The sequence below is a fragment of the Blautia sp. An249 genome (genome assembly GCF_002159835.1).
Lineage (GTDB): Bacteria > Bacillota > Clostridia > Lachnospirales > Lachnospiraceae > Blautia_A > Blautia_A avistercoris.
This window is the reverse complement of sequence record NZ_NFJL01000002.1, coordinates 163,637-189,738: the sequence shown is the minus strand read 5'-3', so window position 1 is coordinate 189,738 and position 26,102 is coordinate 163,637. Positions and strand designations below refer to the sequence as shown.

At 46.6% G+C, this 26,102-nt stretch carries 19 protein-coding genes; 1 reads left to right on the top strand and 18 read right to left on the bottom strand.

Annotated features, from left to right (window positions below):
* Nucleotides 1-66: 66 nt before the first annotated feature.
* From B5F53_RS02765 to B5F53_RS02705, 13 genes are all read right to left on the bottom strand, one after another.
* Nucleotides 67-720 (bottom strand): thiamine diphosphokinase, encoded by a 654-nt coding sequence (locus tag B5F53_RS02765; RefSeq protein WP_087219418.1) that lies wholly within the window; start codon nt 718-720, stop codon nt 67-69.
* Nucleotides 721-723: 3 nt separating this feature from the next.
* Entirely contained in the window at nt 724-1,401 is a 678-nt protein-coding gene (gene rpe / locus B5F53_RS02760) for a ribulose-phosphate 3-epimerase (protein WP_087219415.1), read from the bottom strand.
* A 2-nt stretch (nt 1,402-1,403) separates the two neighbouring features.
* Nucleotides 1,404-2,282, bottom strand: coding sequence for a ribosome small subunit-dependent GTPase A (rsgA, locus tag B5F53_RS02755; protein ID WP_087219413.1), 879 nt, complete (start codon nt 2,280-2,282; stop codon nt 1,404-1,406).
* Nucleotides 2,283-2,287: 5 nt separating this feature from the next.
* Nucleotides 2,288-4,411, bottom strand: a complete 2,124-nt coding sequence (gene pknB, locus B5F53_RS02750; RefSeq protein ID WP_087219410.1) for a Stk1 family PASTA domain-containing Ser/Thr kinase — start codon at nt 4,409-4,411, stop codon at nt 2,288-2,290.
* Entirely contained in the window at nt 4,405-5,154 is a 750-nt protein-coding gene (locus tag B5F53_RS02745; protein ID WP_087219407.1) for a Stp1/IreP family PP2C-type Ser/Thr phosphatase, read from the bottom strand. The genes pknB and B5F53_RS02745 overlap by 7 nt, the downstream gene beginning before the upstream one ends.
* Nucleotides 5,132-6,199: a 23S rRNA (adenine(2503)-C(2))-methyltransferase RlmN gene (gene rlmN, locus B5F53_RS02740; protein ID WP_087220025.1), complete on the bottom strand. Its 1,068-nt coding sequence runs from the start codon at nt 6,197-6,199 to the stop codon at nt 5,132-5,134. The genes B5F53_RS02745 and rlmN overlap by 23 nt, the downstream gene beginning before the upstream one ends.
* A gap of 6 nt (nt 6,200-6,205) precedes the next feature.
* Nucleotides 6,206-7,570 (bottom strand): 16S rRNA (cytosine(967)-C(5))-methyltransferase RsmB, encoded by a 1,365-nt coding sequence (gene rsmB, locus B5F53_RS02735; protein WP_087219404.1) that lies wholly within the window; start codon nt 7,568-7,570, stop codon nt 6,206-6,208.
* Nucleotides 7,563-8,270 carry a zinc metallopeptidase gene (locus tag B5F53_RS02730; protein WP_087219401.1) on the bottom strand — a complete coding sequence of 236 codons (708 nt, stop codon included), beginning with the start codon at nt 8,268-8,270 and terminating at the stop codon, nt 7,563-7,565. Before B5F53_RS02730 ends, rsmB begins: the two co-directional genes overlap by 8 nt.
* Before the next feature lie 41 nt (nt 8,271-8,311).
* On the bottom strand, nt 8,312-9,259 hold the full coding sequence (fmt, locus tag B5F53_RS02725) for a methionyl-tRNA formyltransferase (RefSeq protein ID WP_087219399.1): 948 nt from the start codon (nt 9,257-9,259) through the stop codon (nt 8,312-8,314).
* Nucleotides 9,260-9,270: 11 nt separating this feature from the next.
* Complete coding sequence (gene def, locus B5F53_RS02720) at nt 9,271-9,747, bottom strand: peptide deformylase (protein WP_087219396.1); 477 nt, start codon at nt 9,745-9,747, stop codon at nt 9,271-9,273.
* Nucleotides 9,748-9,804: 57 nt separating this feature from the next.
* Entirely contained in the window at nt 9,805-12,015 is a 2,211-nt protein-coding gene (priA, locus tag B5F53_RS02715; protein ID WP_087219393.1) for a replication restart helicase PriA, read from the bottom strand.
* A 3-nt stretch (nt 12,016-12,018) separates the two neighbouring features.
* Complete coding sequence (locus B5F53_RS02710; protein WP_087219390.1) at nt 12,019-13,476, bottom strand: UDP-N-acetylmuramoyl-L-alanyl-D-glutamate--2,6-diaminopimelate ligase; 1,458 nt, start codon at nt 13,474-13,476, stop codon at nt 12,019-12,021.
* A 162-nt stretch (nt 13,477-13,638) separates the two neighbouring features.
* Complete coding sequence (locus B5F53_RS02705) at nt 13,639-16,203, bottom strand: DUF11 domain-containing protein (RefSeq protein ID WP_140398195.1); 2,565 nt, start codon at nt 16,201-16,203, stop codon at nt 13,639-13,641.
* Nucleotides 16,204-16,760: 557 nt separating this feature from the next.
* On the opposite strand from B5F53_RS02705, the gene arcC reads away from it, so the two are divergent.
* Nucleotides 16,761-17,693, top strand: a complete 933-nt coding sequence (arcC, locus tag B5F53_RS02700; protein ID WP_087219384.1) for a carbamate kinase — start codon at nt 16,761-16,763, stop codon at nt 17,691-17,693.
* Between the two features lie 132 nt (nt 17,694-17,825).
* Here arcC and glpK read toward each other — a convergent pair whose 3' ends face one another.
* The 5 genes from glpK to buk form a co-directional block, all read right to left on the bottom strand.
* Complete coding sequence (gene glpK, locus B5F53_RS02695; RefSeq protein ID WP_087219381.1) at nt 17,826-19,322, bottom strand: glycerol kinase GlpK; 1,497 nt, start codon at nt 19,320-19,322, stop codon at nt 17,826-17,828.
* A gap of 18 nt (nt 19,323-19,340) precedes the next feature.
* Nucleotides 19,341-20,189, bottom strand: coding sequence for an undecaprenyl-diphosphate phosphatase (locus B5F53_RS02690; RefSeq protein ID WP_087219378.1), 849 nt, complete (start codon nt 20,187-20,189; stop codon nt 19,341-19,343).
* 146 nt (nt 20,190-20,335) lie between these two features.
* Nucleotides 20,336-23,542, bottom strand: a complete 3,207-nt coding sequence (gene carB / locus B5F53_RS02685) for a carbamoyl-phosphate synthase large subunit (RefSeq protein ID WP_087219375.1) — start codon at nt 23,540-23,542, stop codon at nt 20,336-20,338.
* Nucleotides 23,542-24,618 (bottom strand): carbamoyl phosphate synthase small subunit, encoded by a 1,077-nt coding sequence (locus B5F53_RS02680; RefSeq protein WP_087219372.1) that lies wholly within the window; start codon nt 24,616-24,618, stop codon nt 23,542-23,544. The genes carB and B5F53_RS02680 overlap by 1 nt, the downstream gene beginning before the upstream one ends.
* 95 nt (nt 24,619-24,713) lie before the next feature.
* The gene (buk, locus tag B5F53_RS02675; RefSeq protein WP_087219369.1) at nt 24,714-25,805 is read right to left on the bottom strand and encodes a butyrate kinase; all 1,092 of its coding nucleotides are present in this window, start codon (nt 25,803-25,805) and stop codon (nt 24,714-24,716) included.
* Between the last annotated feature and the right edge of the window lie 297 nt (nt 25,806-26,102).

Sequence of the window (26,102 nt, the reverse complement as noted above, 5' to 3'; positions counted from 1 at the left end):
AACTTCCTCTCTTCTGGCATTTTTCTTCAAATATTCATTCTATCATAACTGCTCTTTTGAGGCAACTTAATCTCTGGACATCACCATCAAAAGGCGTCCTTTCGTAAAACTCACCCGGGCAGTCTCTTCTACGATTTCGTTGCTGACAGTCAGCCCTGCATCCTGTATCTGCAGACAGTGGTTGGTGAGCGGGTACTTAAACCCTCTCAGGGTCAGTCCTTCCACCTTTCCCTCCAAAGCAAAAAAGGAGACGTAATCGCCAAACTGTTCTTCTTTCTGAATCACTGTGTTCTTTTTAATAAGAGTAATGTAATTATGACTGTCAATCATACAGATCTGCATCCCCAGATCATCTCCATAATACAAAAGCCCCAGATTTGCCGCCACATGATCCAGACGGTTGCCTGTAGCTCCCAGGATCCACACTTTCCCGGCGCCCTGGTCCGCTGCATATTTAAGAGCGCTTTGGGTATCCGAATCATCTTTCACCGGGTTCAGATAAGTAATCTTCACCTGGGGACAGGTTTCGTAGTAAGACAGAATCTCTTTGTTCCCGCTGTCAAAATCCCCGATGATTTCCCGGGGAATCAGATTGTTTCGATAGCAGAACTCCATTCCCCTGTCCGCGGCGATGATCCGGCTTTCTTTGTGTTTTTTCAAAAAAGAGAGGGCAAAATCAGAATTGATGTTGCCCCCGCTGATAATAATAACTTCTTTCATTTCTTATGCTGTTACTCCCGCCTCTTCATATCTCTGCATATGATACCGGACATTCTGAATATTTCCCGCAATGTCCCCGCTGAAAATATAGGAGCCTGCCACCAGCCAGTTAGCTCCTGCTTCCAGAGCCACCGGCAGCGTTTCCTCATTGATTCCGCCGTCTACTTCAATATCCACAGACAGACCTTCGCGGCTGATAATTTCCCGAAGCTCCCGGATTTTATCGGAACAGTCGTGCATATACTTCTGTCCGCCGAAACCGGGATTCACGGTCATAATCAGTACCATATCCACCTCATCCAGCAAATATGTAATATCACTTACAGCAGTTGCCGGCTTAATTGCCACACCTGCACGTATTCCTGCTTCTTTAATCCGTTGAATCGTACGAAGCACATCTTCACATGCCTCTGCATGAACCGTAATGGAATCCGCCCCGCAGTCTACAAAATCCTGGATATAGCGTTCCGGTTCCATTACCATTAAATGTAAATCAAAAAACATCTTTGATTCTTTCCGAATTGATCGGATCACCGGCATTCCAAAGGAAATGCTCGGCACAAAATCCCCATCCATTACATCAATATGAAGAACTTCAGCCCCGGTGTTTTCCAGGATCTGAATCTGTTCTCCCAGTCGGTTAAAATCCGCCGACAACATTGAAGGACATACCTGATACATATTTAGTACCGCCTCTTTTCTTTTAATTCTTCATATAAATCTATATAGTTTTTGTATCTTACCTCGCTGATCTTCTTCTCCTTCAGCGCTTCTTTCACGCCGCATTCCGGTTCATGGATATGGGCGCACCCCTGAAATTTGCATCGTTCCTCATACTGCCGGAACTCTGCAAAATATTTTTTTAATTCCTCCTTCTCCATATTTTCCAGATAAAGGGAAGTAAATCCCGGCGTATCCACCAAAAAGGTGTCTCTGCACACGGGTATGATTTGTGAATGACGGGTCGTATGCCTTCCCCTTCCCAGCTTTTTGCTGATGTCTCCCGTCTCCATAAATATTTTATCCTGCATCTGGTTGGTCAAAGATGATTTTCCCACTCCGGAAGGGCCTGCGATTACTGTTGTTTTTCCCTTCAAAATCCCCATAATTTCTTCTGCTCCTTCTCCATCCCGGATACTCGCAGGAATAACAGGGTAACCGCATTCTTTATATACCTCACAGAGAGTTTCCAGTTCTTTCTCCTTCGCCAAATCTTTTTTATTAAAGCAGATGACTGACGGAATACCTTCTCTTTCCATCATAACCAGAAAGCGATCTAAAAGCATAAAATTCGGTCTGGGATCTGCTACTGCAAACACTACCATAGCCTGGTCCACGTTTGCAACGGCAGGCCGCACCAGGGAATTCTTTCTCGGAAGAAGTCTTACGATATTCCCCTTTTTTTCTTCTTCAGGGAGAATCTGTATTTCCACATCATCTCCCACCAGCGGTTTCTTCTTGTCTTTTCTGAAAACGCCTTTTGCCTTGCATTCGTATACGCCTTCTCCCTCCACATATACGTAATAAAATCCGGCAATTCCTTTAATAATCTTTCCCTGCATAGACCCTATTCGACCTTTTCAAAAGTAATCGGATAATGTCCAAGCTCCACGTAACTGTCTCCTACCATTTCGGATAAATACAGAGTTCCTTCTGTCACTCCGGGAGAGCCCACAATGTCTAACTGATACGGGAATTCAATGGCTTTTCCGTCAACAACGGTGGTAGCCATAGAGGCTCCGTTTACTGTCTGTACCAGTTCCAGCCGTACGGCTCCTCCCTGGTATCCTGTAGGCGTATCCAGTTTCTGTGTACATTTCCAGGTTCCGGAAGTATCCGTCACCGGAGTCTGTACGGCAGTGTCGGTCGGTGCGGGTGTTGCACTGACTTCTGCTGTTTTATTCACTGTAATAGTAATGGTAGTATCCGGAGAGGTCCAGGAGTATGCTTCCAGACTCTGTGCATAAACTTCTCCTTCTGCCGCTTCCGCATTTGGCTGATACTCTGTCACCACATTGCTGAATTTCGCCAGTTCTCTTCTGGCCTCCTCTTCTGTCATTCCAATCACATCCGGTACTTCTACGCTGTCTCCCTGATCCTCTCCCCGGCTGATTACCAGATTCACGGTATCGCCTGATTTCGCCTGGGTTCCGGCCTCCGGACTTGTGGAAATAACAGATCCTGCCTCAACTTCATAACTGTATTCCTTGGAAGTGGTAACATTAAATCCCATGTCTACCAGAATCTGATGGGCATCGGATTCCGTTCTTCCTACCACATCAGGAATACTTAACTGCTGCGTTCCTTTACTCAGTTTATAATTAATGGTGGTATATAATTCCACCTGAGTACCCGGTTCAATCTCCTGAGAAGAAATAGTGCCCTGGGGCTGTTCCGATTCTTCTTCCCCGGAATATTTCAGACCGATTCCCAGTTCTCTTACGATTTCTGTTGCCTCGTCTTCCGTCTTTCCTACCAGATCCGGAACTTCTACCATATCCGAATCCGTATTGGTTTCCTCTTCCTGCTGTGTACTGCTTTCGCCGCCGCCGATATTAATGATACCTGCAGCCCGTCCGATTAAAACAATCAGGACAATTAAAATAACAGCTCCGATGATCAACGCGCCGATGGTCATGGCTTTTTCCAGGCTCCGGTTGATTCCTCTTTTGGAATCCTCCTCATCCTCGTCGTCATAGTCCTCATCGTAAAGCTCTTCGTCCTCTTCCTCCGCCTTCTGAACCCGGCTGTAGCTTTCCGCCGCCGGTCTTCCCTGGGCGATGGACTGTTTAATCTCTCCCAGATCCGCATCGGAAAGCACCTGGGTTTTCCCCTCATTGGTCAGAGGAGCCAGAGTTACAAAATCTCCGTCCGGATCAATCAGTGAATGCTTTAAGTCTGCAATCACTTCTTCCATATTGGCATATCTGCGGTCAATGCTTTTCTGTGTACATTTAAATATAATCTGTTCCAGACTAAACGGAAGTTCCGGCGCATACTCAGAGGGCGGCACCATTTCTTCCTGCAAATGTTTAATGGCAATAGATACCGTGGTATCCCCTTCAAAAGGAACTCTGCCTGTCACCATTTCATACAGGGTAATTCCCAGGGAATAAATATCACTCTTTTCATTGCTGTATCCGCCCCGGACCTGTTCCGGGGAGCTGTAATGCACCGAACCCATGGCGTTGGAACTGATGGTATTGGAGGATGTCGCCCTCGCGATTCCGAAATCAGCCACCTTTACTTTTCCATCTGTTGAAATAATAATATTCTGGGGTTTTACATCCCGGTGCACAATTCCGTGTTTATGGGCTTCTTCCAGTCCCATGGATACCTGAATGGCAATACTGGTAGCCTCTTTTACGGAAAGTTTTCCTTTTTTGGAGATATACTCTTTCAGAGTAATCCCTTCGATTAATTCCATAACGATGTAGTAAATTCCCTCATCGTCTCCAACGTCAAACACATTGACGATGTTGGGATGGGTCAGCCCTGCCGCAGACTGGGCTTCTGTTCTGAATTTGTTAATAAAGGTTGTGTCTTCCCGAAATTCGGCTTTTAAAACCTTTACTGCCACGAACCGGTTCAGTTTATGGTCTTTGGCCTTATAAACGTCGGCCATCCCGCCGGTTCCTATCCTTCCCACTACTTCATATCGTTCTCCAATTATCATACCCGTCTTTAACATACTTCCACCTCATTCGTAAATGGCTCAACCAAGACGACTGCAATATTGTCTTTTCCGCCATTTTTATTTGCCAGATTTACCAGAGCTTCTCCCTTTTGCGAGAGCCCTTCTTTCGTGCCCGACAGAATTTCTTCCATTTCTTTATCTGTCACCATATTACTCAGTCCGTCTGAGCACATCAGTATTATATTTCCGGGCTCTAGTTTCAAATCAAAAAAGTCGATGTTTACTGTCATTTTTGCTCCTAATGCCCTGGTAATGATGTTTTTATCCGGATGATTCCGGGCTTCCTCTCTTCTCAGCTCTCCCATCCGGACCATCTCTTCTACCAATGAGTGGTCCTTTGTTATCTGTCGAATTCCATCTTTATCTGCCACATATAACCGGCTGTCTCCCACATTGGCAACGTAGGCATAATGTCCCACAATGGTTGAGGCAACGATTGTAGTTCCCATTCCGCTGCGCCGTTCATCCATTGCTGCCTGCTCCAGCAGCTTTTCGTTGGCATCTTCTATGGCATGACGAATGACCTTAATAGGGTTATAATCTGCATCCTGGCAAATATCATCCACTAAGACCGATACTGCATATGAGGATGCAAAGTCTCCCGCATTATGGCCTCCCATTCCGTCTGCGACAACAAATAAATTCGGCAGATTTCCCACCGGCTGTTCGGACGCATAGATGTAGTCCTGATTGACTGTACGCCTCTGTCCGATGTCAGTAACCGAATATACCTTCATTCTCACTTCTCTCTTTCTCTATAAACCGTTTTCTAAGCTGTCCGCAGGCACCGTCTATATCACTGCCCATTTCCCTTCTAATAGTAACATTTATTCCGTATTTTTCAAGTTTTATTTTAAATTTCTCTACCGCTTCTTTTGCAGATTTCACAAAAGAACGCTCTTTTATGGGATTTACCGGGATCAAATTCACATGACAATTCATTCCCTTTATCTGCCCGGCCAGCTCTTTCGCATCCTCCGGGGAGTCGTTGACTCCTTTTACCAGGCTGTATTCAAAGGTAATTCTTCTGTGGGTAATCTGTAAATATTCTCTGCAGGCGTCCAGCAGTTCTTCCATCTGGTATTTTCTGGCAATGGGCATCAGTTCCCTTCGCTTTTCATCATTGGGCGCATGCAGGGAAATTGCCAGAGTGATCTGCAGCTTCTCCCGGGCCAGTTTTCTGATTTCGGGAACCAGGCCGCAGGTGGACACGGTTACGTTTCTCTGGCTGATATGTAAACCGCCCTCCCCCGTCAGGATTTGGATAAAACGCAGAAGATTTTCATAATTATCCAGAGGTTCTCCGGTTCCCATAACCACCACGTTGGAAACTCTCTCTTTACTTAGATTCTGTATACTGTAAACCTGGTCCAGCATTTCCGACGGAAGAAGGCTTCTGGTAAGCCCCCCGATCGTTGAAGCGCAGAAACGGCAGCCCATCCGGCAGCCTGCCTGAGAAGATATACAGACGGAATTGCCGTGTTCATATTTCATAAGAACGCTTTCAATCACATTTCCGTCAGGAAGACAGAACAGATATTTCTGGGTTCCGTCTATTTTAGAGGTCTGTATTTCCAGGGGCTTCAGGCTCACTATGGGATAGTTTTCTTTTAATTTCTGCCTGAGACTCTTAGATAAATTAGTCATCTCCTCATAATCTTCTGCCAGCCTTTTATGGAGCCATTCATAGATCTGGGCGGCCCGAAAGGGCTTCTCTCCCAGGTCTGCCATCAGCTCTTTCAGTTCTTCTATTTCCATGGACTTAATGTCTCTAGTATTCATCATTTCCTACTTTCTGCGAAATCTGGCCAGGAAAAATCCATCGGTTTTATGTACTCCGGGCAGAAGCTGCAGGTATCCTTCTTCTGCAATTTCTCCCTTTAATTCTTCCGGAAGATAGGGCGCCAGGCTTTCTAACTGAAACGGATAATTTTCCTGGAACCACTTAACATTTTCCTGGTTCTCCTCTTTCGCAATGGTGCAGGTGCTGTAAATAAGCACACCCTTACTTTTTACATACTGAGCGGCTCTGTCCAGAATCGTTCTCTGTAAAATCACCAGTTCTTTCTGTTTCTGAGGGGTCATATGATACTTGATGTCCGGTTTCTTTCCGATTACCCCATATCCGGAACAGGGCACATCGGCAAGGACAATATCAGCCGTACATTCCGACTCCGCATCCAGAATGGTAGCGTCTTTCACACTGGCTTTTACATTAATGGTTTTCAGCCGCTGCATATTCTCTAAAATCAAATCCGCCTTAAAAGGCGTCACATCTCTGGCGTCCACCATTCCATAGCCTTCCATTTTATCTGCTACATGAAAGCTCTTTCCTCCCGGAGACGCGCACAGATCAATAACGTAATCTCCTTTCTGAGGATTTGCAGCCTCCGCCACCAGCATGGAACTGACGTCCTGCACCTGAATTCTTCCTTCCCGGAAGGCGTCCAGGGTATAGATATGATCAAATCCCGAAATATAATACGCATAATCAAGATAAGGAGCCGGCATAATTTTTATCCCCTGATTTTTCAGGCTTTCCACCGTCTCTTCCCTTGAAATTTTCTTGGATGTCAGATAGTCCCGGCAGCGAATGGTCACCGGTTTTTCCTGCAGGAAATCCACCAGCATTTTCTCTGTGGTCAGTTCCCCGTATTCTTTTACCCAGCGTTCTGCCAGAACAGGAGGCATAGAATATTCCACAGACAGATATCCGATGGGATCTTCCTCCCTGGACGGATAGGTTACCGAGTCCAGTTCTCTGGCAATGGTTCTGAGTACCCCGTTTACAAATGGCTTCAGGTTGTAAAATCCTTTCTTTTGAGCCAGTTTTACTGCTTCGTTGCAGACTGCGCTGTCGGGCACACTGTCCATATATCCCAGCTGGTAAACACCGCTTCTTAAAATTTCCCGGATAACCGGTTTCATCTTCTCCACCTTTACTTTGGAGAAAAAGTCAATAATATAGTCAATCTGAATCCGGTATTCCAACGTCCCCTCACAGACTCTGGTAATAAAAGCCCTGTCCTGTTTGGGCAGAAACTGGTACTTGGTCAGAACATTTTTCAGCACCAGATGGCTGGGCTTTCCTTCCTCGTTGACCTCCAGCAAAACACCTAAAATCAGTTCTCTCGTATTAACACCTTTAATCACGATCCCGTCCTCCTGCAAGTATCAAAAGACGCAGCAGCTGTAAAATGGAAGCCGCCAGCGCCGCTACATAAGTCATGGCAGCCGCACTCAGAACTTTTCTGGCTCCTCCTGCTTCCGTACTTCCCATGATCCCTGTACTTTCCAGCATCTGCAAAGCCCGGGAAGATGCGTTAAACTCCACGGGAAGAGTTACAAGCTGAAATAAAACCGCCGCGGTAAATAAAAGGATTCCCAGAGTTAAAAGAGGACGAATAGAAAATATAAATCCTGCCAGAAAAATGGGCCAGGAAAGGGACGAACCCAGATTCGCCACCGGAACCAGCGCGCTCCTGATATTCAGAGGCGCATATTCTCTGGCATGCTGAATGGCGTGTCCGCATTCGTGGGCAGCCACACCAATGGCAGCCAGAGAACGGCTTGCATAAACCGGCTCCGACAGGGCAAGCTGCTTCTTTCCGGGATCGTAGTGATCCGTCAGCTGCCCCCGTATGGGAACAATGGTTACATCATAAATTCCCGCCGCATTTAAAATCCTCTGGGCTGTCTGGGCTCCCGTCATCTGACTGGCGCTGGGAATCCGGCTGTATTTCGCAAAGGTACTCTTCATCCGTGCAGATACTGCCAGTGACAGAATCATTCCGGCAAATAACAGTAAGACGGTCCAGTCCAGTCCATAATAACCTAATCCATATCCGTACATGGTATACTCCCTTCTTCTTACTTCACTGTTTTGGTTTTATATTACTCTCTGACAGATGAAAAGCTCTCCCCGTTTTCTATTGCATGTCCCCTTAAAAAAGCGCTTGTTTCCATTCGTTTCTTTCCCTCAAGCTGCAGGATCTGGATGCAGAGAATCCCTTTGCCGCAGGCGGTATAGATTCCCTCTTTATCGGTCCGGATAATGGTGCCCGGCTTTTCCTGCACTGTTTCTTCTGATTCTGTCCGGCTTTTCCAGATTTTCACCGTCTTGCCTTTATAATAAGTATATGCGCTGGGCCATGGGTTCATCCCCCTGACCAGACGCTCAATCTCTTTCGCATCCCGGCTCCAGTCAATGCGTCCCATTTCCTTGGAAATCATCTTCGCATAAGGAGTAGGGCTCTCCTTCGGCTGTTTTTCATAAACGGCTTCCCCTGCCTCCAGGGATTTCAGAGTTTCTGTTAAAAGTCCGGCTCCGGCTTCGCTTAATTTCTCAAACAGACTTCCTCCGGTCTCCTCTTTCTCAAGGGGAACCACTTTTTTCGTTATCATATCTCCTGTATCCAGACCCTCATTCATTTTCATAATTGTGACTCCGGATTCTTTTTCTCCGTCTATGACTGCCCATTGAATAGGAGCAGCTCCCCGGTATTTCGGCAAAAGGGAGGCGTGGATATTCAGACATCCATAAGGGGGAAGCTCCAGAATCTCTCTGGGTATGATCTGTCCGAAGGCCGCCACTACAATGGCCTGAGGCGCCAGTTCTCTTAACCTCTGTATCACTTGCGGATCTTTCACTTTCGGAGGCTGGTATACCTCTAATCCCAGTCTGAGCGCCTCTTCTTTTACCGGCGGATACTGCAGACTCTTGCCCCTGCCTTTGGGCTTGTCCGGCTGGGTGTAGACTGCCAGAATCTCATGTCCTGCGTCATACAGGGCTCTTAATGCCTTCACCGAAAAATCAGGGGTTCCCATAAAAACAAGTTTCATCTGGTTTCCTCCTATTCTTCTTCCTCTTCATATTCTACTCTGTGAAGCTCTCCCTCTACATGCTGGGTATACATAATTCCATCCAGATGATCGCATTCATGACAGATGGCTCTGGCCAGCAGTTCCGTTCCCTCTATTTCCGCTTCTTCCATCTCTTCTGTCAGATAGACTGCTTTCACATAATTGGGACGGGTAACCTGTCCTGCCATTCCCGGAATACTTAAACAGCCCTCGTCTCCGGTCTGCTCTCCTTCTGTTTTTACAATCTGCGGATTAATCATTACAAGGGGGCCTTCCCCTATATCAATGACTACAATTCTTTTTAATATGCCTACCTGGGGCGCTGCAAGTCCCACTCCCATTGCCTCATACATGGTATCCAGCATATCGCCGATCAGTTCCCGGATCCGCGGCGTCATCTCTTCTACCGGTCTGCACTTTTTCTCCAGTACCGGGTCTCCTGCTTCCCGAATCTTTCTTAATGCCATAGTAAATCCTCTTTTCTGCTTATTTTTTCTGCTTTTCTATTTGTTATACATCATTTATCAGCTGAAATCAAACTGAATCCAGATCTTCTGAAATCCTTTGTTCATTTCAATGTATTGTTCCAGTTTATCTTTGATCCAGATCAGCCGTTCTCTGTTTCCGTCTTTGATATAAATCACTTTGCGATACTGATCATTGATTTTTCCAATGGTCTGATCTGCCGGGCCGATAATCGATGTCTGTGCCTTTTTCAGAGGCAGACGGGACAAAAATATGCCGATATATTCCATTGCCTGTTCCAGCAGGCTTTCCTCTCTGCAGCTTCCCAGCACAGCCAGCATCCCGCCTGCCGGCGGATAGCCCATAAGCTGTCGGAAACTGTATTCTTCCTGAAAAAAAGCCTCATAATCCTGGGTAACGGCAGCCTGAATACTGTAATGTTCCGGCTGGTAGGTCTGAATGACCGCTTCTCCCGGCTTTCCTCTTCTTCCCGCCCGGCCCACTGCCTGGGTCAGAAGCTGAAAGGTTTTCTCAGCACACCGGTAATCTTCCGCATAAAGGGACAGATCCGCGGCCAGGACACCCACCAGAGTCACATTGGGAAAATCATGTCCTTTCACAATCATCTGTGTCCCGATTAAAATATCTGCTTCCCCACTGGAAAAAAGGGAAAGAATTCTTTCATAGCTGTCTTTTTTTCTGGTGGTATCCAAATCCATTCTCAGAATCCGGCTTTGGGGAAACTGTTTTTTCACCACTTCTTCTATCTGCTGGGTGCCGGCCTGAAACCGCCCGATATAGGGGGAGCCGCAGGACGGACACTGCCGGGGCTCCTCTGTCTCATAGCCGCAGTAATGACAGATCAGCCGCCCGTTCCTGTGAAGGGATAAAGAGACGTCGCAATGGGGACATTTTATCACCTGCCCGCACATGCGGCAGGAAAGGAAACCCGCGTAACCTCTCCGGTTCAGAAACAGCATGATTTGTTCTTTTCTTTCCAGACAGCCGCCCATGGCTTCCTTAAGCCTTCTGCTTAATATGGAACGGTTTCCCTCTTTCAGTTCCTGCCTCATATCCACAATTTTCACCTGGGGAAGAGTGCTCTCTCCGTAACGGGAAGAAAGCCTAAACAGTCTGTAAATCCCTTCTTTTGCCCTGGAATAGGATTCCAGGGACGGAGTGGCGGAGCCCAGGACCACATGGGCGCCTTCCAGCTCTGCCCTTTTTATGGCCGTCTCTCTTGCATGATACCGGGGGGTGTTTTCACTTTTATAGCTCTGTTCATGTTCTTCATCCATCAGGATTAGCCCCAGGTTCTGAAAAGGCGTAAATAAGGCGGAACGGGGGCCGATGATAATCTGAATTTCTCCCCTTTGAGCCCTCTGAAACTGATCATACCGCTCCGATAAAGATAAACGGGAATTTATCACAGAGATTTTCTCCCCGAACCTCCCGCAGAATCTCTGAACCGTCTGATAAGTTAAAGCAATCTCAGGTATCAGTACGATTACCTGCCTGCCTTCTTCCAGCACCTTTTCAATCAGCTCCATATATACCTGGGTTTTTCCGCTCCCGGTCACTCCGAAAAGCAGACAGGGGCGGTTCTGACCGTCCCATTCCTGCAAAATGCCCTCAGCCGCCTGTTTCTGTTCCCGGGTCAGCGTCAAAGGCTCTTCTCTCTTTCGCTTCTGTACCGGATTTCGATAAACCCGGCAGGAGGAGACTTCCAGAACATTTGCCTCCTGCAGCCCTTTTATCACAGAGGTAGAAATTTTTAACTGTTTAATGGTTTCTGTGTAATCCAGCTCTTCGTTTTTGATCAGGGCTTCCAGCAGACGGACTCTGGCCTTGTGGTTCTTTCGTTTACAGGTTTCCAGAACTTTTTCGGCTTCTTCTTTTGAAAGGCTAAGGAGCAGTTTCTTTTTTTCTTTTTCCCTTGCTTTTTCCTGGATGGGCAGAACGGTCTTCAGAGCCTGAATCATGGTAGAACCATAGGTACGGCTCATCCAGGAAGCCAGAGCGATTAAGTTTCCCTCTGCATTTTCCCTTTCGCGGATAATTTGGGAAATCTCTTTCAGTTTTTCCGAAGCAACTTCCCGGTTTTGGGTTATCTTTACCACATACGCCTTCCTGCTTCGGTTCCCCTGACCGAACGGAACCGATACCACCATTCCGGGAGCCAGTTTCCCCTGAAGTTCTTCCGGAATCTTATACTGAAACGTACGATCCAGACGTTCATGGGAAATATCAATAATCACGTCTGCATACATAAGTTATCTCCCGGCAAGAATGTCTGCAATCAGAACCCTTTCATCCATGGGATACTTCTTCCCTTCAATTTCCTGGTAATCCTCATGGCCTTTTCCGGCCAGTATAATAATATCTCCTGGTTCTCCATGATGAATGGCATAGGCAATGGCTTCTTTTCTGTCTACAATTTCCACATATTTTCCTTCTGTCTTTCCGATGCCGACTTTTATATCGTCTATGATTGCCTGGGGCTCTTCATATCTTGGATTGTCTGACGTAATAATGGTTAAATCCGCTAATTTTCCTGAAACCTCGCCCATCTCATACCGGCGGAGTTTGGAACGGTTGCCTCCGCATCCGAACAGACATACCAGACGATGGGGATGATATTCCCGCAAAGTCGTCAGAAGGCTCTCCAGAGCCATGGCGTTGTGGGCGTAATCGATCATCAGGGTAAAATCATCGGATACTTTTATCATTTCAATTCTGCCTTTTACTTTGGCTTTTTTAAGAGCTTTTACAATGTTTTCCTGAGACACCCGGAAATGGCGGCAGATGGCAATTGCCGTCAGGGAATTATAAATACTGAATTTTCCCGGAATATCAATCTCCACCGGAAAGTCCAGAAGTCCCCGCAAATGGTAGGAAATTCCAAGATACCCCGGACGCGATACCAGTTCGGCGTCTTCTGCCTGTAAGTCTGCCTCTTCGGAAAATCCGAAAGTTTCCAGTTGACAGGTATGCCCTTCTATCATTCTCTCAAAATGTTCATCATCCCGGTTTACAATTCCCACCTTACACTGTTTCAGCAACATAGCCTTGCACTGAAGATAATGTTCAAAATCCCTGTGTTCATTGGGACCGATGTGATCCGGTTCAATATTTGTAAAGATTCCATAATCAAAAATAAATCCTGCCGTACGGTGCAGCATCAGCCCCTGGGAAGAAACTTCCATGACCACACAGTCGCATCCTGCGTCTGCCATCTCGCGGAAATACTTCTGAATCACATAGGATTCCGGTGTGGTATTTGCCGCCGGGATAACCTTTTCTCCCACAATGGCTTCGATGGTTCCTATCAGTCCCACTTTATAACCGGCGTTTTCCAGAATGGATTTTACCATGTAGGTCGTGGTGGTCTTCCCCTTGGTTCCGGTCACTCCAATGGTCTTTAATTCCCGGGCCGGATGTCCGAACCAGGCTGCAGAAATACAGGCCATGGCGTATCTGGTATCTTCTACCTGAACGACGGTTATCCCTTCAGGAACCGTTACTTCCTCTTCCACCACAAGTACGGCAGCTCCTTTATTTACCACATCCGGCACAAACGTATGGCCGTCCGCAACCGCTCCCCGAATGCAGAGAAACAAAGAGCCTTCCTGTACTTTTCTGGAGTCATACTCCACCCCTTTTACTTCTGTATCTGTACTTCCCTGAACAATGGTATATTCTAAAGATTCCAACAAGGTTCCTAATTTCATTTCCTCGCCTCCAATTTTAAAATGTTCCTGCTTTCTTTAATAGATATTCCTTTATAGAATAGCATACCTGTATTTTCTTTTCAATACTGCAACTGCCCCGGAAGAACACAAGAAATCGCCGGTTTCTCATCTTCTTTCGGGGCAGTGTCTACAGCCGCAGTCTTAATTTTTTTTCTTTATCAGCAGGCCAAAGCCGGCTGTCAGACATCCCAGACCGGCTAATAGAAGAGCCGTCTTCCATTCCCGGGTTCTGGTATTGTCTCCTGTTTTTGGCTGGTCGCTGACTCCTTTTGCATAATTGCCCGGAGTCTGGGTCTGGCTTTTGGCCGAAGGTGTGGGCGTTTTAGCTGTTCCCTGCTGAATCTTTACTGTTTCTTCTGCCTCCTTTTTCAGACTTTGATCCTCCGTGGAAACAATGGCCATATTAATCAGCTCCGTGTTTTTAAAATTTTCCGGAATCACCACCGACGCCTCCAGTGTTACCGTTTCCCCTGAAAGAATCTGAGGGATTACCGCCTGATCTTTTTCCTGACTTAACTGTATCCCTTCCTGCTCTCGAAACGCAGCCTTTACTCCCTGGTTTAAAAACTGATCCACTGCAAGCACAGAATGCAGGGTTCTCTCGCCCGTATTCTGAATCCGGATGGTATACACGATTTCTTCTCCCGGCTTCGCCTCCTCTTTATCTGCAGTTTTTTCCACCTCAAAGTCTGTCTTAAGTTCTGTAATTTCTGTCCGGGCCTGAGCCTTTCGTTCCAGGATTTCTCCGGGATTCTGAGGATTTACGGCTTTCGCCTGAGCTGTATTGATTAAGACTTCGCTTTTTTGTTCTTCGGGGATCTGTATATAGGCTGTGAGTACCTTGCTTTCTCCCCTTTCCAGTTTCCCAATAACTGCTTTTGTATCCTCCTCTTCCAGACGTACTCCCTCACAGGCTCCGAATTCTGCTCTCCAGCCGGTACTCTCAAATATGTCTTCCACCTGTATTTCATTCAAAGTCTGCTGAGACAGATTAGTTGCCGTAATTTCATAAGCGGCTTTTTCACCTGCTTTTACCTGTTCCTGTAACGCCTTTTTCTCAATGGTAAAATCCGCTTTTTGGGGATATACATCCAACCTTGGAGTTTCTGCCTCTATTCTCAGTTCCTGCTCTGCAGGCTGGTATACCGCATAGGCCCCGCAGCCGTTCTCTCCTTTTTCAAAAGGTTCATCCTGATTCGTCTCATACCACACAGGAGTTTCCACATTCCGGTATGCTTCCCGCAGGGTTACCGGAATCCGGAAAGTTTCCTGGTCATCTTCTCCCATAGTTCTGGTAACCGGAATGGTCAGTTTCTGAATTATATCTTCTTCGTTTTTCTGATTAGTAATGGGGATCTCTTCCACTTTCCAGTCCAGGGGAAGAGCCTGCACATCGGTCAGCCAGTACTCAGAAATGTAATCTACCACCTTCATTGGTACCGATTTCAGAATCATATCGGAACACACCGCACGGAAGATTTCCATGATATTATCCAGGTTCTGTTCTTTTGTATCAATAAAATACTCTTCACCCGAGCTGATCTGTTCTACGGTATTCTGGCTGTAATGATCCATTTTCATGGAATAGCCGTAGCCCACTCCGTAAACAGGAACTTTTTCCTTCAGAATTGCAGCGTCTTCAATGGCCCATTGGGCAAATGCAGTCTGGTAAGATGCATCATACTCCTCCTGACCGTAACTGTGGGGATCCAGACATCCGGTATCCGGACTGCCTGTCTGATGGCTGTAGCCGCTGGTGGTGCTTCCGTCTGTAAACAGAAGGGCAAATACATTCTGCGTATCTTCCAGACGGTTAATGGCATCCAAAGCTCCTAAAACCGCAGCCTCATGGTTGGTTCCCGTAGGGTTTTGGGGCATTACCGCTTCTGCTTCCAGATATTTCTGTTCGGTCAGAAAAGCCTTTGCCTCTTCCAGAGATTCTGTCCATCCTCCGATGTAATATCCTCCATGAAAGGCCACAGGGCACACTTTTGCCCCCTGGTTCTCAAACAACGTTTCCAAAAAGCGGTTATATCCTTCCACAAGCTGATCCATCCGGCTCTCCTGGCATCCGAAGGCTTCTGTCTTTCTTTCGGTATCCTTCCAGACGGTACGATCGTTTAGAATTTCCATCTCCCCTACAGGAAAGATTCCCTCTTCCCGACGGATACAGTGATACCAGGAAAAGACCGGAGCATCTGCTCTCACCCCGGGAAGCAGGCTCTGATCCTCCGTGGTGTAGACAACTCTCCACCCTCTGGGATTATCCTGGGGATAGGAATTCCCTGTTTCCGTATAACGGCACACCAGCCTGCACCGCTGTTGGGGATCAATTTCTTCCGGAAGTTTCAGAAACAGATTCTCTGTCCCTGCCTCCCCCATCCGGGCATAGGTTTCCTGGTCGGGAAGGGTTTCTTTTATCTTTTCCCACACCTGGGAACTGTTTTCAAAGGCGTCTAAGGTATGAAAGGAAACTTTATGGACATGGCCCTCCGTCTCACATGCCTGCATGGAATCTGTCACATCCAGCATGGCGATAACTCCCACAGAGGGCTGAAGACTGGTAATTTCTTTTATCTTTTTTAAGTTTAACTGAATTTCTGCTTCATAAGAAGCAGCGTCTGTCCATCTGGCGCTTTTTTCCAAAGTCGGCTGCAGATTTTCCTGCGCCATGGCTGCTTTTGGAAGAAATGCGTTCTGGAGCATTAAAACAGCTCCTAAAAAAAGGGCTGCTATTTTCCATTTTTTATTTTTCTTCAATATTACATCTATCCCTTTCTGTTTATTTCTTGTCAGTCTGTGCCTTTTATCCGCAGACAATCATAGGCATCCCTCCTTATGCAGTTTTACTCTTTTTGGAAAAAATCTGCCGAACGGCAAGAATAATTAGAAGTGGCCAGATGTTCTGGCTCTTTCTTACCATATCATGGTTTTTTCTAAAAAACAAGGTGGTATTCTTTTCTTAGAATCTATTTAATCTTTCTTAATTAATTTTCGTTTTCTTTTAGATTCTGTACACACTTTGCACACATTTTACCTATATAATAGGTCTTGGATAGATGAATAACCACTCTCTATCTCCCCCCTCAAAAAGCAAAATGCAGCAGCCCTCGCGAGACAGCGGGGGCTGTTTCGTTGCGTAACAGGAAATTCCCCGGAACAGTCCGTGTTTTGTTCCCTGAAAAGAGACTCTGGTAAGGTATTGCTTTTTTTCCTTAATTTCTCTATAATGAATATATTATTTAGGAAACGGGGTATCTCTTATGAGTGAAAAGATCGTTGTTGTGGCATTGGGCCACAGAGCTTTAGGGACTACGCTCCCGGAACAGAAAGTTGCTGTAAAAGCCGCTGCAAAAGCTGCCGCGGATCTGGTTGCGGAGGGTGCCCGCCTTGTCATTTCCCACAGTAATGCTCCTCAGGTGGGAATGATTCATACCGCAATGAATGAGTTTGGAAAATCTCACCCGGATTATACATTTGCCCCTATGTCTGTCTGCTCTGCCATGAGCCAGGGATACATCGGATATGACCTGCAGAACGCCATTCGGGCGGAACTTCTCTCCCGGGGAATTTATAAAACAGTCAGTACCGTCTTAACACAGGTTGTCATCGATCCTTATGACGATGCTTTTGCAGAACCGGAGAAGATTATCGGACGTGTGCTTTCTGAAGAAGAAGCGGAAGAAGAAGAAAAGAAGGGCAATTTTGTTACGAAGGTTTCTGAAAACGGCTACCGCAGAATCGTAGCCGCTCCCAAACCTCAGTCCATTGTGGAAATCGACGCCATCCGCGCCCTGGTAGACGCCGGACAGATTGTCATCGCCGGAGGCGGCGGCGGAATTCCTGTTATGGAACAGGGCATTGAATTACGAGGAGCCAGCGCTGTAATTGAAAAAGACTTAACCAGCGGCCTGCTGGCTGAAGAATTAGGCGCAGAACAGCTGATTATCCTTACCAGTGTGGAGAAAGTCAGCCTGAACCTGGATACTCCTGAGGAGGTATACCTGGATACCCTTACTCTGGAAGAAGCCAGAAAACATATGGCAGACAACCAGTTTGCACCGGGTTCCATGCTTCCCAAGTTTGAAGCAGGCGTTTCTTTCGTGGAGAAAGGCGCAGGACGCAAAGCTGTCATCACCGATCTGGCCCACGCCAGAGACGGTTACCTGGGAAAAACAGGGACAATTATTCAGTAACAAAGAGGACCGTAGCGGAGCGTTTTTTATGTAATAGGAAATCCAACGGAATTTCCTATTACATAAAGAAACAGCCGTAACTGCAAAAGAGAATCCTCTTTCGCAGCTACGGCTTTCTAATTCATCTGCCTGTTACGGTTCTGCCCATCCCCGGGTACATTTCACCGCTTTTTTCCATCCATTTAAAAGTTTCTCTCTTGCGCCCTCTGAAATCGAAGGCGCGAAGATTCTCTCCCGTTCCCAGAGATTCTGCACTTCTTCTATATTATCCCAAAATCCTGTAGCAAGCCCGGCCAGATACGCCGCCCCCATGGCCGTCGTCTCAATACATTTCGGCCGTACCACCTGAGCGTCCAGCAGATTAGACTGAAACTGCATCAGGAAGTTATTGGCGCTGGCGCCGCCGTCTACCCGCAGAGAATTCAGCCGAATGCCGGAATCCTGCTCCATGGCCTGAATCACATCATTGGTCTGATAAGCCAGAGATTCCACGGTTGCCCGGATAATATGCGCTTTCTGGCTGCCTCTGGTCAGTCCCAGGATAGCCCCTCTGGCATAGGGATCCCAGTAAGGCGCCCCCAACCCTGTGAAAGCGGGAACCACATAAACACCCCCGCTGTCGCTGACAGAGAGACAATACTTCTCTGACTCCGGGGCTTTCTCCAGGATTCCCAGTTCATCTCTGAGCCACTGGAGAGCCGCTCCTGCCACAAATACACTGCCTTCCAGAGCATAACCTGCCGTTCCGTCCCCGTTAACTGCAAGGGTGGTAAGCAGCCCGTTTCTGGATTCTACTGCCTGATTTCCCGTATGCATCAGCAAAAAGCAGCCCGTTCCATATGTATTTTTCACATCCCCTGCAGAGGTGCAGCACTGGCCGAAAAGTGCAGCCTGCTGGTCTCCTGCGGCTCCTCCGATAGGAATTCTTCCCCCTATAATCTTCTCATTGGTATAACCGTAAACACAGCTGGAAGGCTTCACCTGGGGCATCATACAACGGGGAATCTGAAATTTCTCCAGAAGCTCTTCATCCCACTGTTTCTGATGAATATCAAACAGCATGGTACGGGAGGCATTGGTATAATCAGTAACATGTACTTCCCCTTTGGTCAGTTTCCAGATCAGCCAGGTATCAATGGTACCAAACAAAAGCTCTCCCCCCTTCGCCCGTTCCCTGGCTCCTTCCACATGCTCCAGAATCCACTGAATCTTCGTGGCGGAAAAATAGGCATCCGGAATCAGCCCGGTCTTTTCTTTCAGAGTCTCTGTAAACCCTTCCCGTTCCAGACGGTCAATCATGGGAGCTGTTCTCCGGCACTGCCATACAATGGCCGGATAGATGGGTTCTCCCGTCTCTTTCTCCCACACTACTGTCGTTTCCCTCTGGTTGGTAATTCCAATAGCTGCAATATCCTCGGCGTCCACGCCCAGCTTCCCCATAGCCTCGGTAGCCACACTTAACTGGGAAGACCAGATCTCTTTGGGATCGTGCTCCACCCAGCCCGGTCTCGGATAATACTGGTGGAATTCTTTCTGCGCCATACTGCAGATTTTCCCTTTCTTATCAAACAGAATGCAGCGGGAACTGGTGGTTCCCTGATCCAATGCCATCACGTACTTTGCTCCCATATAAAACCCTCTTTTCTCTTATAAGAAATTTCTTCCGATAAAGTAACCAAATACCAAAACGCCCAGGGCGATCCGATACCATCCAAATACTTTAAAATCGTGTTTTTTAATATAATCCATTAAAAATTTAATCGCCAGAATGGAAACTACGAAAGCCGTAACCATTCCCACAAGCAATATGGCAATTTCCATCCCGGTAAATACAAAGCCGAACTTCACCAGTTTCAGCAGGCTGGCCCCAAACATAACCGGGATCGCCAGAAAGAAGGTAAACTCAGCCGCTACCGTTCTGGAAGTTCCCACCAGAATCCCGCCGATAATGGTGGAACCGGAACGGGAAGTCCCCGGAATCACAGAGAGCACCTGGAAAATACCGATAAGAAATGCCGTCTTAAATGAGATTTCTTCCAGACTGTTATACTGTGCCTTCCGTTTTTTATTGTAGTTTTCAATAACAATAAACAAAACACCGTAAATGATCAGGGTGGAGGCAACCACTACATAGTTATTAAATTTCTCTTCAATCAGATCGTTAAAAGGAAGAGCAATAACAATGGTGGGGATGCAGGCCACCAGGATTTTAAACCATAAAATCCATTTCGGCACGTCAATAAATTTCTCAAAAGCTGTCTTTGCCTCTTTCTTATAACAGAAGGGCCACAGTTTGTTCCAGAACAGCACCACCACTGCCAGAATCGCCCCGAGCTGGATGACTACCATAAACATTTGCAAAAAACTGTCGCTGACATTTAATTTAATAAATTCATCTGCCAGTATTAAATGTCCTGTGCTGCTGATGGGAAGCCATTCTGTTATCCCTTCGATAATTCCCAGAACGACTGCCTTAATAATTTCTACAATATTCATACAATCCCCTTTTCTTATTAAATTTTCTGCCCTCTATCTTACCACATCCCCGATCCTTTGCCTACCCGTATACTTTTCCAAATCTTAAAATTTACATAAAAAGATTCTGCCGAACAAGTTTTCTCATTCAACAGAATCTTTTGTTTTTATACGTTATCTATTGTAGCTATATCAATCAGGGTCAGATTATGAAGATCTGTATTTTCCAGACTGGTTACCAGCGCGGCTGCCGTATCCAGAGAAGTTAATACATTCACACCTGTTTCAATGGCGTTTCTCCGGATCAGGAATCCGTCTTTGGAATGTTCCACACCCTGAGGCGGAGTGTCAATAATCAGGTCAATCTTATGGCCCAGGATTAAGTCCATCAGGTTCGGAGACGGCTGTTCCAGTTTATTGGTACGGATAACCTTTACTCCGTTTTCCTTTAAGACTTTCGCCGTGCTTCTTGTGGCATAAATCTTATACCCCAGAGCTTCGAAACGGTGTGCAATCTCTATGACATCCGGTTTATCTTCATCCCTGACGGTGATAATCATATTTTTATGTTTCGGAAGTTTTACTCCCGCTCCTAAGAATGCTTTATAAAGCGCTTCGTTAAAGGTCGTGGCAATACCCAGACACTCTCCGGTGGATTTCATTTCCGGTCCCAGGCTGATGTCTGCTCCGCGAATCTTCTCGAAGGAGAATACCGGCATCTTAATGGCAATGTGTTTTGCCTCCGGCTGAAGTCCCGGGGTATAACCCAGGTCTTTTAACTTATGTCCTAAAATCACCTTCGTTGCCAGCGGTACAATGGGGATTCCCGTCACTTTACTGATATAAGGAACTGTACGGCTGGAACGGGGATTTACTTCAATAACATAAACTTCTTCCCCGCAGACAATAAACTGTATGTTAATCATACCCACAACATGCAGGGCTTTTGCCAGACGGCGGGTATATTCTGCGATTGTTTCCTTGGCAGTGGCGCTGATCGTCTGTGCCGGGTAGACGGAAATACTGTCTCCGGAATGAATACCGGCCCGCTCAATATGCTCCATGATTCCCGGTATGAGAATGTCTTCCCCATCGCATACTGCATCTACTTCAATCTCTTTGCCAACTAGGTATTTATCCACCAGAATCGGGTGTTCCTGGGCAATCTGGTTGATAATTCCAATATATTCTTCCACGTCTTCGTCGTTTACGGCAATCTGCATTCCCTGTCCGCCCAGTACATAGGAGGGACGAACCAGAACCGGATAGCCCAGCTCTGCTGCCGCTTTCTTGGCTTCTTCTGCAGTAAATACCGTATGTCCCTTGGGACGCGGAATCCGGCACTGTTCCAGAATGCCGTCAAACAGCTCTCTGTCCTCTGCCGCATCCACATTTTCTGCGGAGGTTCCCAGAATCTTCACACCCATTTTAATCAGGGCTTCTGTCAGCTTAATGGCTGTCTGCCCGCCGAACTGAACCACTGCTCCGTCCGGTTTTTCTACGTTTACTACGTTTTCCACATCTTCCGGAGTCAGAGGCTCGAAATACAGCTTATCGGCAATGTCAAAGTCTGTACTTACAGTTTCCGGGTTATTGTTAATGATAATGGTTTCATATCCTTCTTTTGAGAAGGCCCAGGTACAGTGTACGGAACAGAAGTCGAACTCGATTCCCTGTCCGATACGGATAGGACCGGAACCCAATACCAGTACTTTTTTCTTGTCTTTCGTCTCTGCTGCCTCATTTTCTCCGCCGTATACAGAATAATAATACGGAGTTTCCGCCGCAAACTCTGCCGCACAGGTATCAACCATTTTGTAAGCGGCTGTAATGTTATATTCTTTCCGCAGGGCTTTTACTTCTTCTTCGGTTTTTCCATTTAAGTTACCGATGATATAATCCGGGAATTCCAGACGTTTCGCCTCGGTCAGCAGTTCTTCTGTCAGTTCCTCATTTCTGAGTTTCTCTTCCATCTCTACCAGAATGGCAATCTTATCAATAAACCAGAGGTCAATCTGTGTAATTTTATGAATCTCTTCCTGAGGGATTCCCTGACGGATAGCTTCTGCAATCTTCCAGATCCGGCGGTCATCCACAATCTTTAATTCTTCCAGCAGTTCTTCGGAAGAAAGGTGGGAGAAATCATAGGACATCAGACTGTCTACATGCTGCTCCAGAGAACGGATGGCCTTCATTAATGCTCCTTCAAAGTTATTGCAGATACTCATAACTTCTCCGGTCGCCTTCATCTGTGTGGTCAGAGTTCTCTTGGCGCTGATAAATTTATCAAAGGGAAGCCGCGGGATTTTTACTACACAGTAATCCAGCATCGGCTCAAAGCTGGCGTAAGTCTTTCCTGTAATGGCGTTTTTGATCTCATCCAGAGTATAACCGAGGGCAATCTTAGCCGCTACTTTCGCAATGGGGTAACCGGTTGCCTTTGACGCCAGGGCAGAAGAACGGCTTACACGGGGATTTACTTCAATAACACAGTATTCAAAGCTCTCCGGGTGCAGCGCATACTGCACGTTACATCCGCCGGTAATTCCAAGCTCTGTAATAATGTTCAGGGCGGAAGTACGCAGCATCTGGTATTCTTTGTCTCCCAGGGTCTGAGACGGAGCCACAACAATACTGTCTCCGGTGTGAACGCCTACCGGGTCGATGTTTTCCATATTACATACAGTGATGCAGTTTCCGGCGCTGTCGCGCATTACTTCGTATTCGATTTCTTTCCATCCTGCAATACACCGTTCTACCAGAACTTCCCCCACACGGGAAAGGCGCAGACCGTTCTCTAGGATTTCTCTTAATTCGTATTCGTTATTGGCAATACCGCCGCCGCTTCCTCCCAGGGTATAGGCGGGACGCAGTACAACCGGATAGCCGATGGTATTGGTAAATTCCACACCGTCCTGTACAGTGGTTACCACCTTGGAAGCTGCCACAGGCTCGCCGATTTTCTCCATGGTATCCTTGAATTCCTGGCGGTCTTCCGCTTTCTTAATGGTTTCTGCAGTGGTACCAATCAGACGTACATTGTTTTCCTTTAAAAAGCCTTTTTCTTCCAGCTCCATGGCCAGGTTTAAGCCTGCCTGTCCTCCCAGGGTGGGAAGTACGCTGTCCGGCTTCTCTTTCAGGATTAACTGCTCTACCACTTCTACTGTCAGGGGTTCAATGTAAACCCGGTCGGCAATATCTTTATCTGTCATGATGGTTGCAGGATTGGAGTTTAAAAGAACAACTTCCATCCCTTCTTCTTTCAGGGAACGGCACGCCTGGGTTCCTGCGTAGTCGAACTCTGCTGCCTGACCGATTACAATAGGACCTGAACCGATCACAAGTACTTTTTTAATCTCCGGATTCTTTGGCATTATTTCGTCCCTCCCATCATTTCCATAAATCTGTCAAATAAGTAACTGGAATCCTGCGGTCCCGGACATGCTTCCGGATGGAACTGCACAGTGAAAATATTCTTTCCCTCATAAGCCAGCCCTTCGTTGGTACCGTCATTTACATTAACGAAAGCCGGTTTCGCAATTTTTTTCGCTTCCAGGGAATCTGCATCCACTACGTATCCGTGGTTCTGAGAAGAAATATAAACTCTTCCTGTCTGCAGATCTTTTACCGGGTGGTTTCCGCCGCGGTGTCCGTACTTCATTTTGTGGGTGTCGCCGCCTGTAGCCAGCGCCATAAGCTGGTGGCCAAGGCAGATGGCGAAAATCGGGACCTGAGAATCATACAGTTTCTTTACTTCCTGTATAATACTTCCGCATTCCTTGGGATCTCCGGGTCCGTTGGAAAGCATAATTCCGTCAGGATTGGTTTTCAGAATTTCTTCCGCGCTTGTATGAGCCGGATAAACTGTTACCTGACAGCCTCTCTCATTGAGTGATTTGGCAATGTTTCTTTTCGCTCCCAGATCCAGCAGAGCCACTTTCGGACCGCTGCCCTTTAAAACTTCTTTTTCCCGGCAGGTGACTTTTTCTACTACCTTGCCTGTTGTATATGCTTTTAAACGGGGGATAATTTCGTCCAGGTCATAATTTTCATTGACTGTGATCATTCCATTCATTGTCCCCTTCTCACGAAGAATCTTAGTCAGGGCTCTGGTATCAATGCCTGCGATGCCCGGAATGTCATGTTTTTCCAGATAATGCCAGATACTGTCCACACTTCGGAAGTTGCTGGGGATTCTGGATAATTCACGCACAATATAACCGTCAATCCATGGTCTGGCAGATTCCTGATCTTCGTAGCAGATTCCATAGTTGCCAATCAGAGGATATGTCATGCAGACTGCCTGTCCCGCATAGGAAGGGTCTGTCATAACTTCCAGATAGCCAGTCATAGAAGTATTAAATACAATTTCACTAATCACTTCTCTCGTGGAACCGATACTGGTTCCCGTAAATACATGCCCGTCTTCTAATATAAGGAATGCTTTCATACAATCTCCCTTTCTTTTGTCCCTATTACTCCACACTAAATCTTCAAAATTTTATCACAAACCTTCTTCTTTTTCAACTATCTTCTATAAGAAACTTAATATTTCTTTTTCGGCTTTTTCGGTTCCCGGTAGACATGGGCTTTTTCTTCTCCCTGCAAAATCCGCAAAGCGCCATAGGCCAGAGACTCTAATTCGTTTTCCCCCGGCAGTATGATGACAGGAGCGATAAATTCCACCCGTTTCTGTATCATGGCCGTCAGACGTTTGGAATAGGCCACTCCTCCCGTAAGAATAACAGCGTCCGGCTTTGACTCAAATACAGGTGCCAGCTCTCCGATTCCCTTCGCAATCTGATAGGCCTGGGCTTCATAAATCAGTTTCGCATTTTCATCTCCGCCGTCGATCATTTTTTCAATCTCCCGGCAGTCGGGCGTTCCCAGTAAAGCCTTCAGACCTCCCATTCCTCTCAGTTTTTTCATAATCTCTCTTTTATTATAAAGACCGCTGTAGCACATATCTACAATATAGATAAGGGGAATACTTCCTGAACGCTCCGGTGAGAAAGGACCTCCGTCATCGGTAATTACATCTACAATTTTTCCTTTTTCATGAGCGCTTACGGAAATCCCGCCTCCTAAATGCGCCACTATGAAATTCATCTCTTCGTAACGTTTCCCCTGAGCTTCTGCTGCTTTCCGGCACATAGCCTTGCTGTTCAGTACATGGCAGAAACTCTGCCGCTTAATCTCCGGTATTCCGATCACTCTCGCCACAGGCTTTAATTCATCGGAAGAAACCGCATCATAGATATAGGCAGGAATCCCCAGGGGCACTGCTATTGCATCCGCCAAAAGAGCTCCCAGATTCGATGCATGAGAAACAATGGGCCCTTCGATAATCCTTCTTTTCATGGTCTGATTCACCAGATAGCCTCCCGATTTTACCGGGGGAAGCTGTCCTCCCCGGCCGACAACGGCTGCCAGCCGCTCTACAGAATAATGATTCTCTTTTAATACCTGTAAGATCGCTTCCTTCCGGAAAGGAAACTGATCGTTAATTCCTTCAAAAACATCCAGTTCTTTGGCCGGATGGTCAATATTCACGGAAAATTTCTCATTTTTATCTTCGTATACTGCAATTTTTGTGGATGTAGATCCTGGATTAATCGCCAGAATTTCATAACTCATATCCGATTTCCTCCTCTCTTCCATTTCCTTTTTGTAATTGGTTTCATTTCTTTGTCTTTCTCCATCTAGTATAACAAAAAAGAGACTGTCTGGGGAGATAAATTTCGGATTTGAAAAGCCCTTGTGGACTGCTGCCTTATTTCCAATACTATTTTTTGCCGTATCCCTATGGAAATGAGAAATCAGGGAGCCGTTTGATATGCTTCACGAACCAGGACAATAATATACTTACCCCGGGAGCCGTTGGGGTGCTATACAGCCGCCGGACATTATACGGAAGGAGGCTGGTGCTTATGG

What these genes read in the sequence shown, in the direction of transcription:
- B5F53_RS02765 (WP_087219418.1), bottom strand. Translation starts at nt 720, where the DNA reads ATGAAAGAAGTTATTATTATCAGCGGGGGCAACATCAATTCTGATTTT.
- rpe (WP_087219415.1), bottom strand. Translation starts at nt 1,401, where the DNA reads ATGTATCAGGTATGTCCTTCAATGTTGTCGGCGGATTTTAACCGACTG.
- rsgA (WP_087219413.1), bottom strand. Translation starts at nt 2,282, where the DNA reads ATGCAGGGAAAGATTATTAAAGGAATTGCCGGATTTTATTACGTATAT.
- pknB (WP_087219410.1), bottom strand. Translation starts at nt 4,411, where the DNA reads ATGTTAAAGACGGGTATGATAATTGGAGAACGATATGAAGTAGTGGGA.
- B5F53_RS02745 (WP_087219407.1), bottom strand. Translation starts at nt 5,154, where the DNA reads ATGAAGGTATATTCGGTTACTGACATCGGACAGAGGCGTACAGTCAAT.
- rlmN (WP_087220025.1), bottom strand. Translation starts at nt 6,199, where the DNA reads ATGAATACTAGAGACATTAAGTCCATGGAAATAGAAGAACTGAAAGAG.
- B5F53_RS02730 (WP_087219401.1), bottom strand. Translation starts at nt 8,270, where the DNA reads ATGTACGGATATGGATTAGGTTATTATGGACTGGACTGGACCGTCTTA.
- fmt (WP_087219399.1), bottom strand. Translation starts at nt 9,259, where the DNA reads ATGAAACTTGTTTTTATGGGAACCCCTGATTTTTCGGTGAAGGCATTA.
- def (WP_087219396.1), bottom strand. Translation starts at nt 9,747, where the DNA reads ATGGCATTAAGAAAGATTCGGGAAGCAGGAGACCCGGTACTGGAGAAA.
- priA (WP_087219393.1), bottom strand. Translation starts at nt 12,015, where the DNA reads ATGTATGCAGACGTGATTATTGATATTTCCCATGAACGTCTGGATCGT.
- B5F53_RS02710 (WP_087219390.1), bottom strand. Translation starts at nt 13,476, where the DNA reads ATGAAATTAGGAACCTTGTTGGAATCTTTAGAATATACCATTGTTCAG.
- B5F53_RS02705 (WP_140398195.1), bottom strand. Translation starts at nt 16,203, where the DNA reads ATGCTCCAGAACGCATTTCTTCCAAAAGCAGCCATGGCGCAGGAAAAT.
- arcC (WP_087219384.1), top strand. Translation starts at nt 16,761, where the DNA reads ATGAGTGAAAAGATCGTTGTTGTGGCATTGGGCCACAGAGCTTTAGGG.
- glpK (WP_087219381.1), bottom strand. Translation starts at nt 19,322, where the DNA reads ATGGGAGCAAAGTACGTGATGGCATTGGATCAGGGAACCACCAGTTCC.
- B5F53_RS02690 (WP_087219378.1), bottom strand. Translation starts at nt 20,189, where the DNA reads ATGAATATTGTAGAAATTATTAAGGCAGTCGTTCTGGGAATTATCGAA.
- carB (WP_087219375.1), bottom strand. Translation starts at nt 23,542, where the DNA reads ATGCCAAAGAATCCGGAGATTAAAAAAGTACTTGTGATCGGTTCAGGT.
- B5F53_RS02680 (WP_087219372.1), bottom strand. Translation starts at nt 24,618, where the DNA reads ATGAAAGCATTCCTTATATTAGAAGACGGGCATGTATTTACGGGAACC.
- buk (WP_087219369.1), bottom strand. Translation starts at nt 25,805, where the DNA reads ATGAGTTATGAAATTCTGGCGATTAATCCAGGATCTACATCCACAAAA.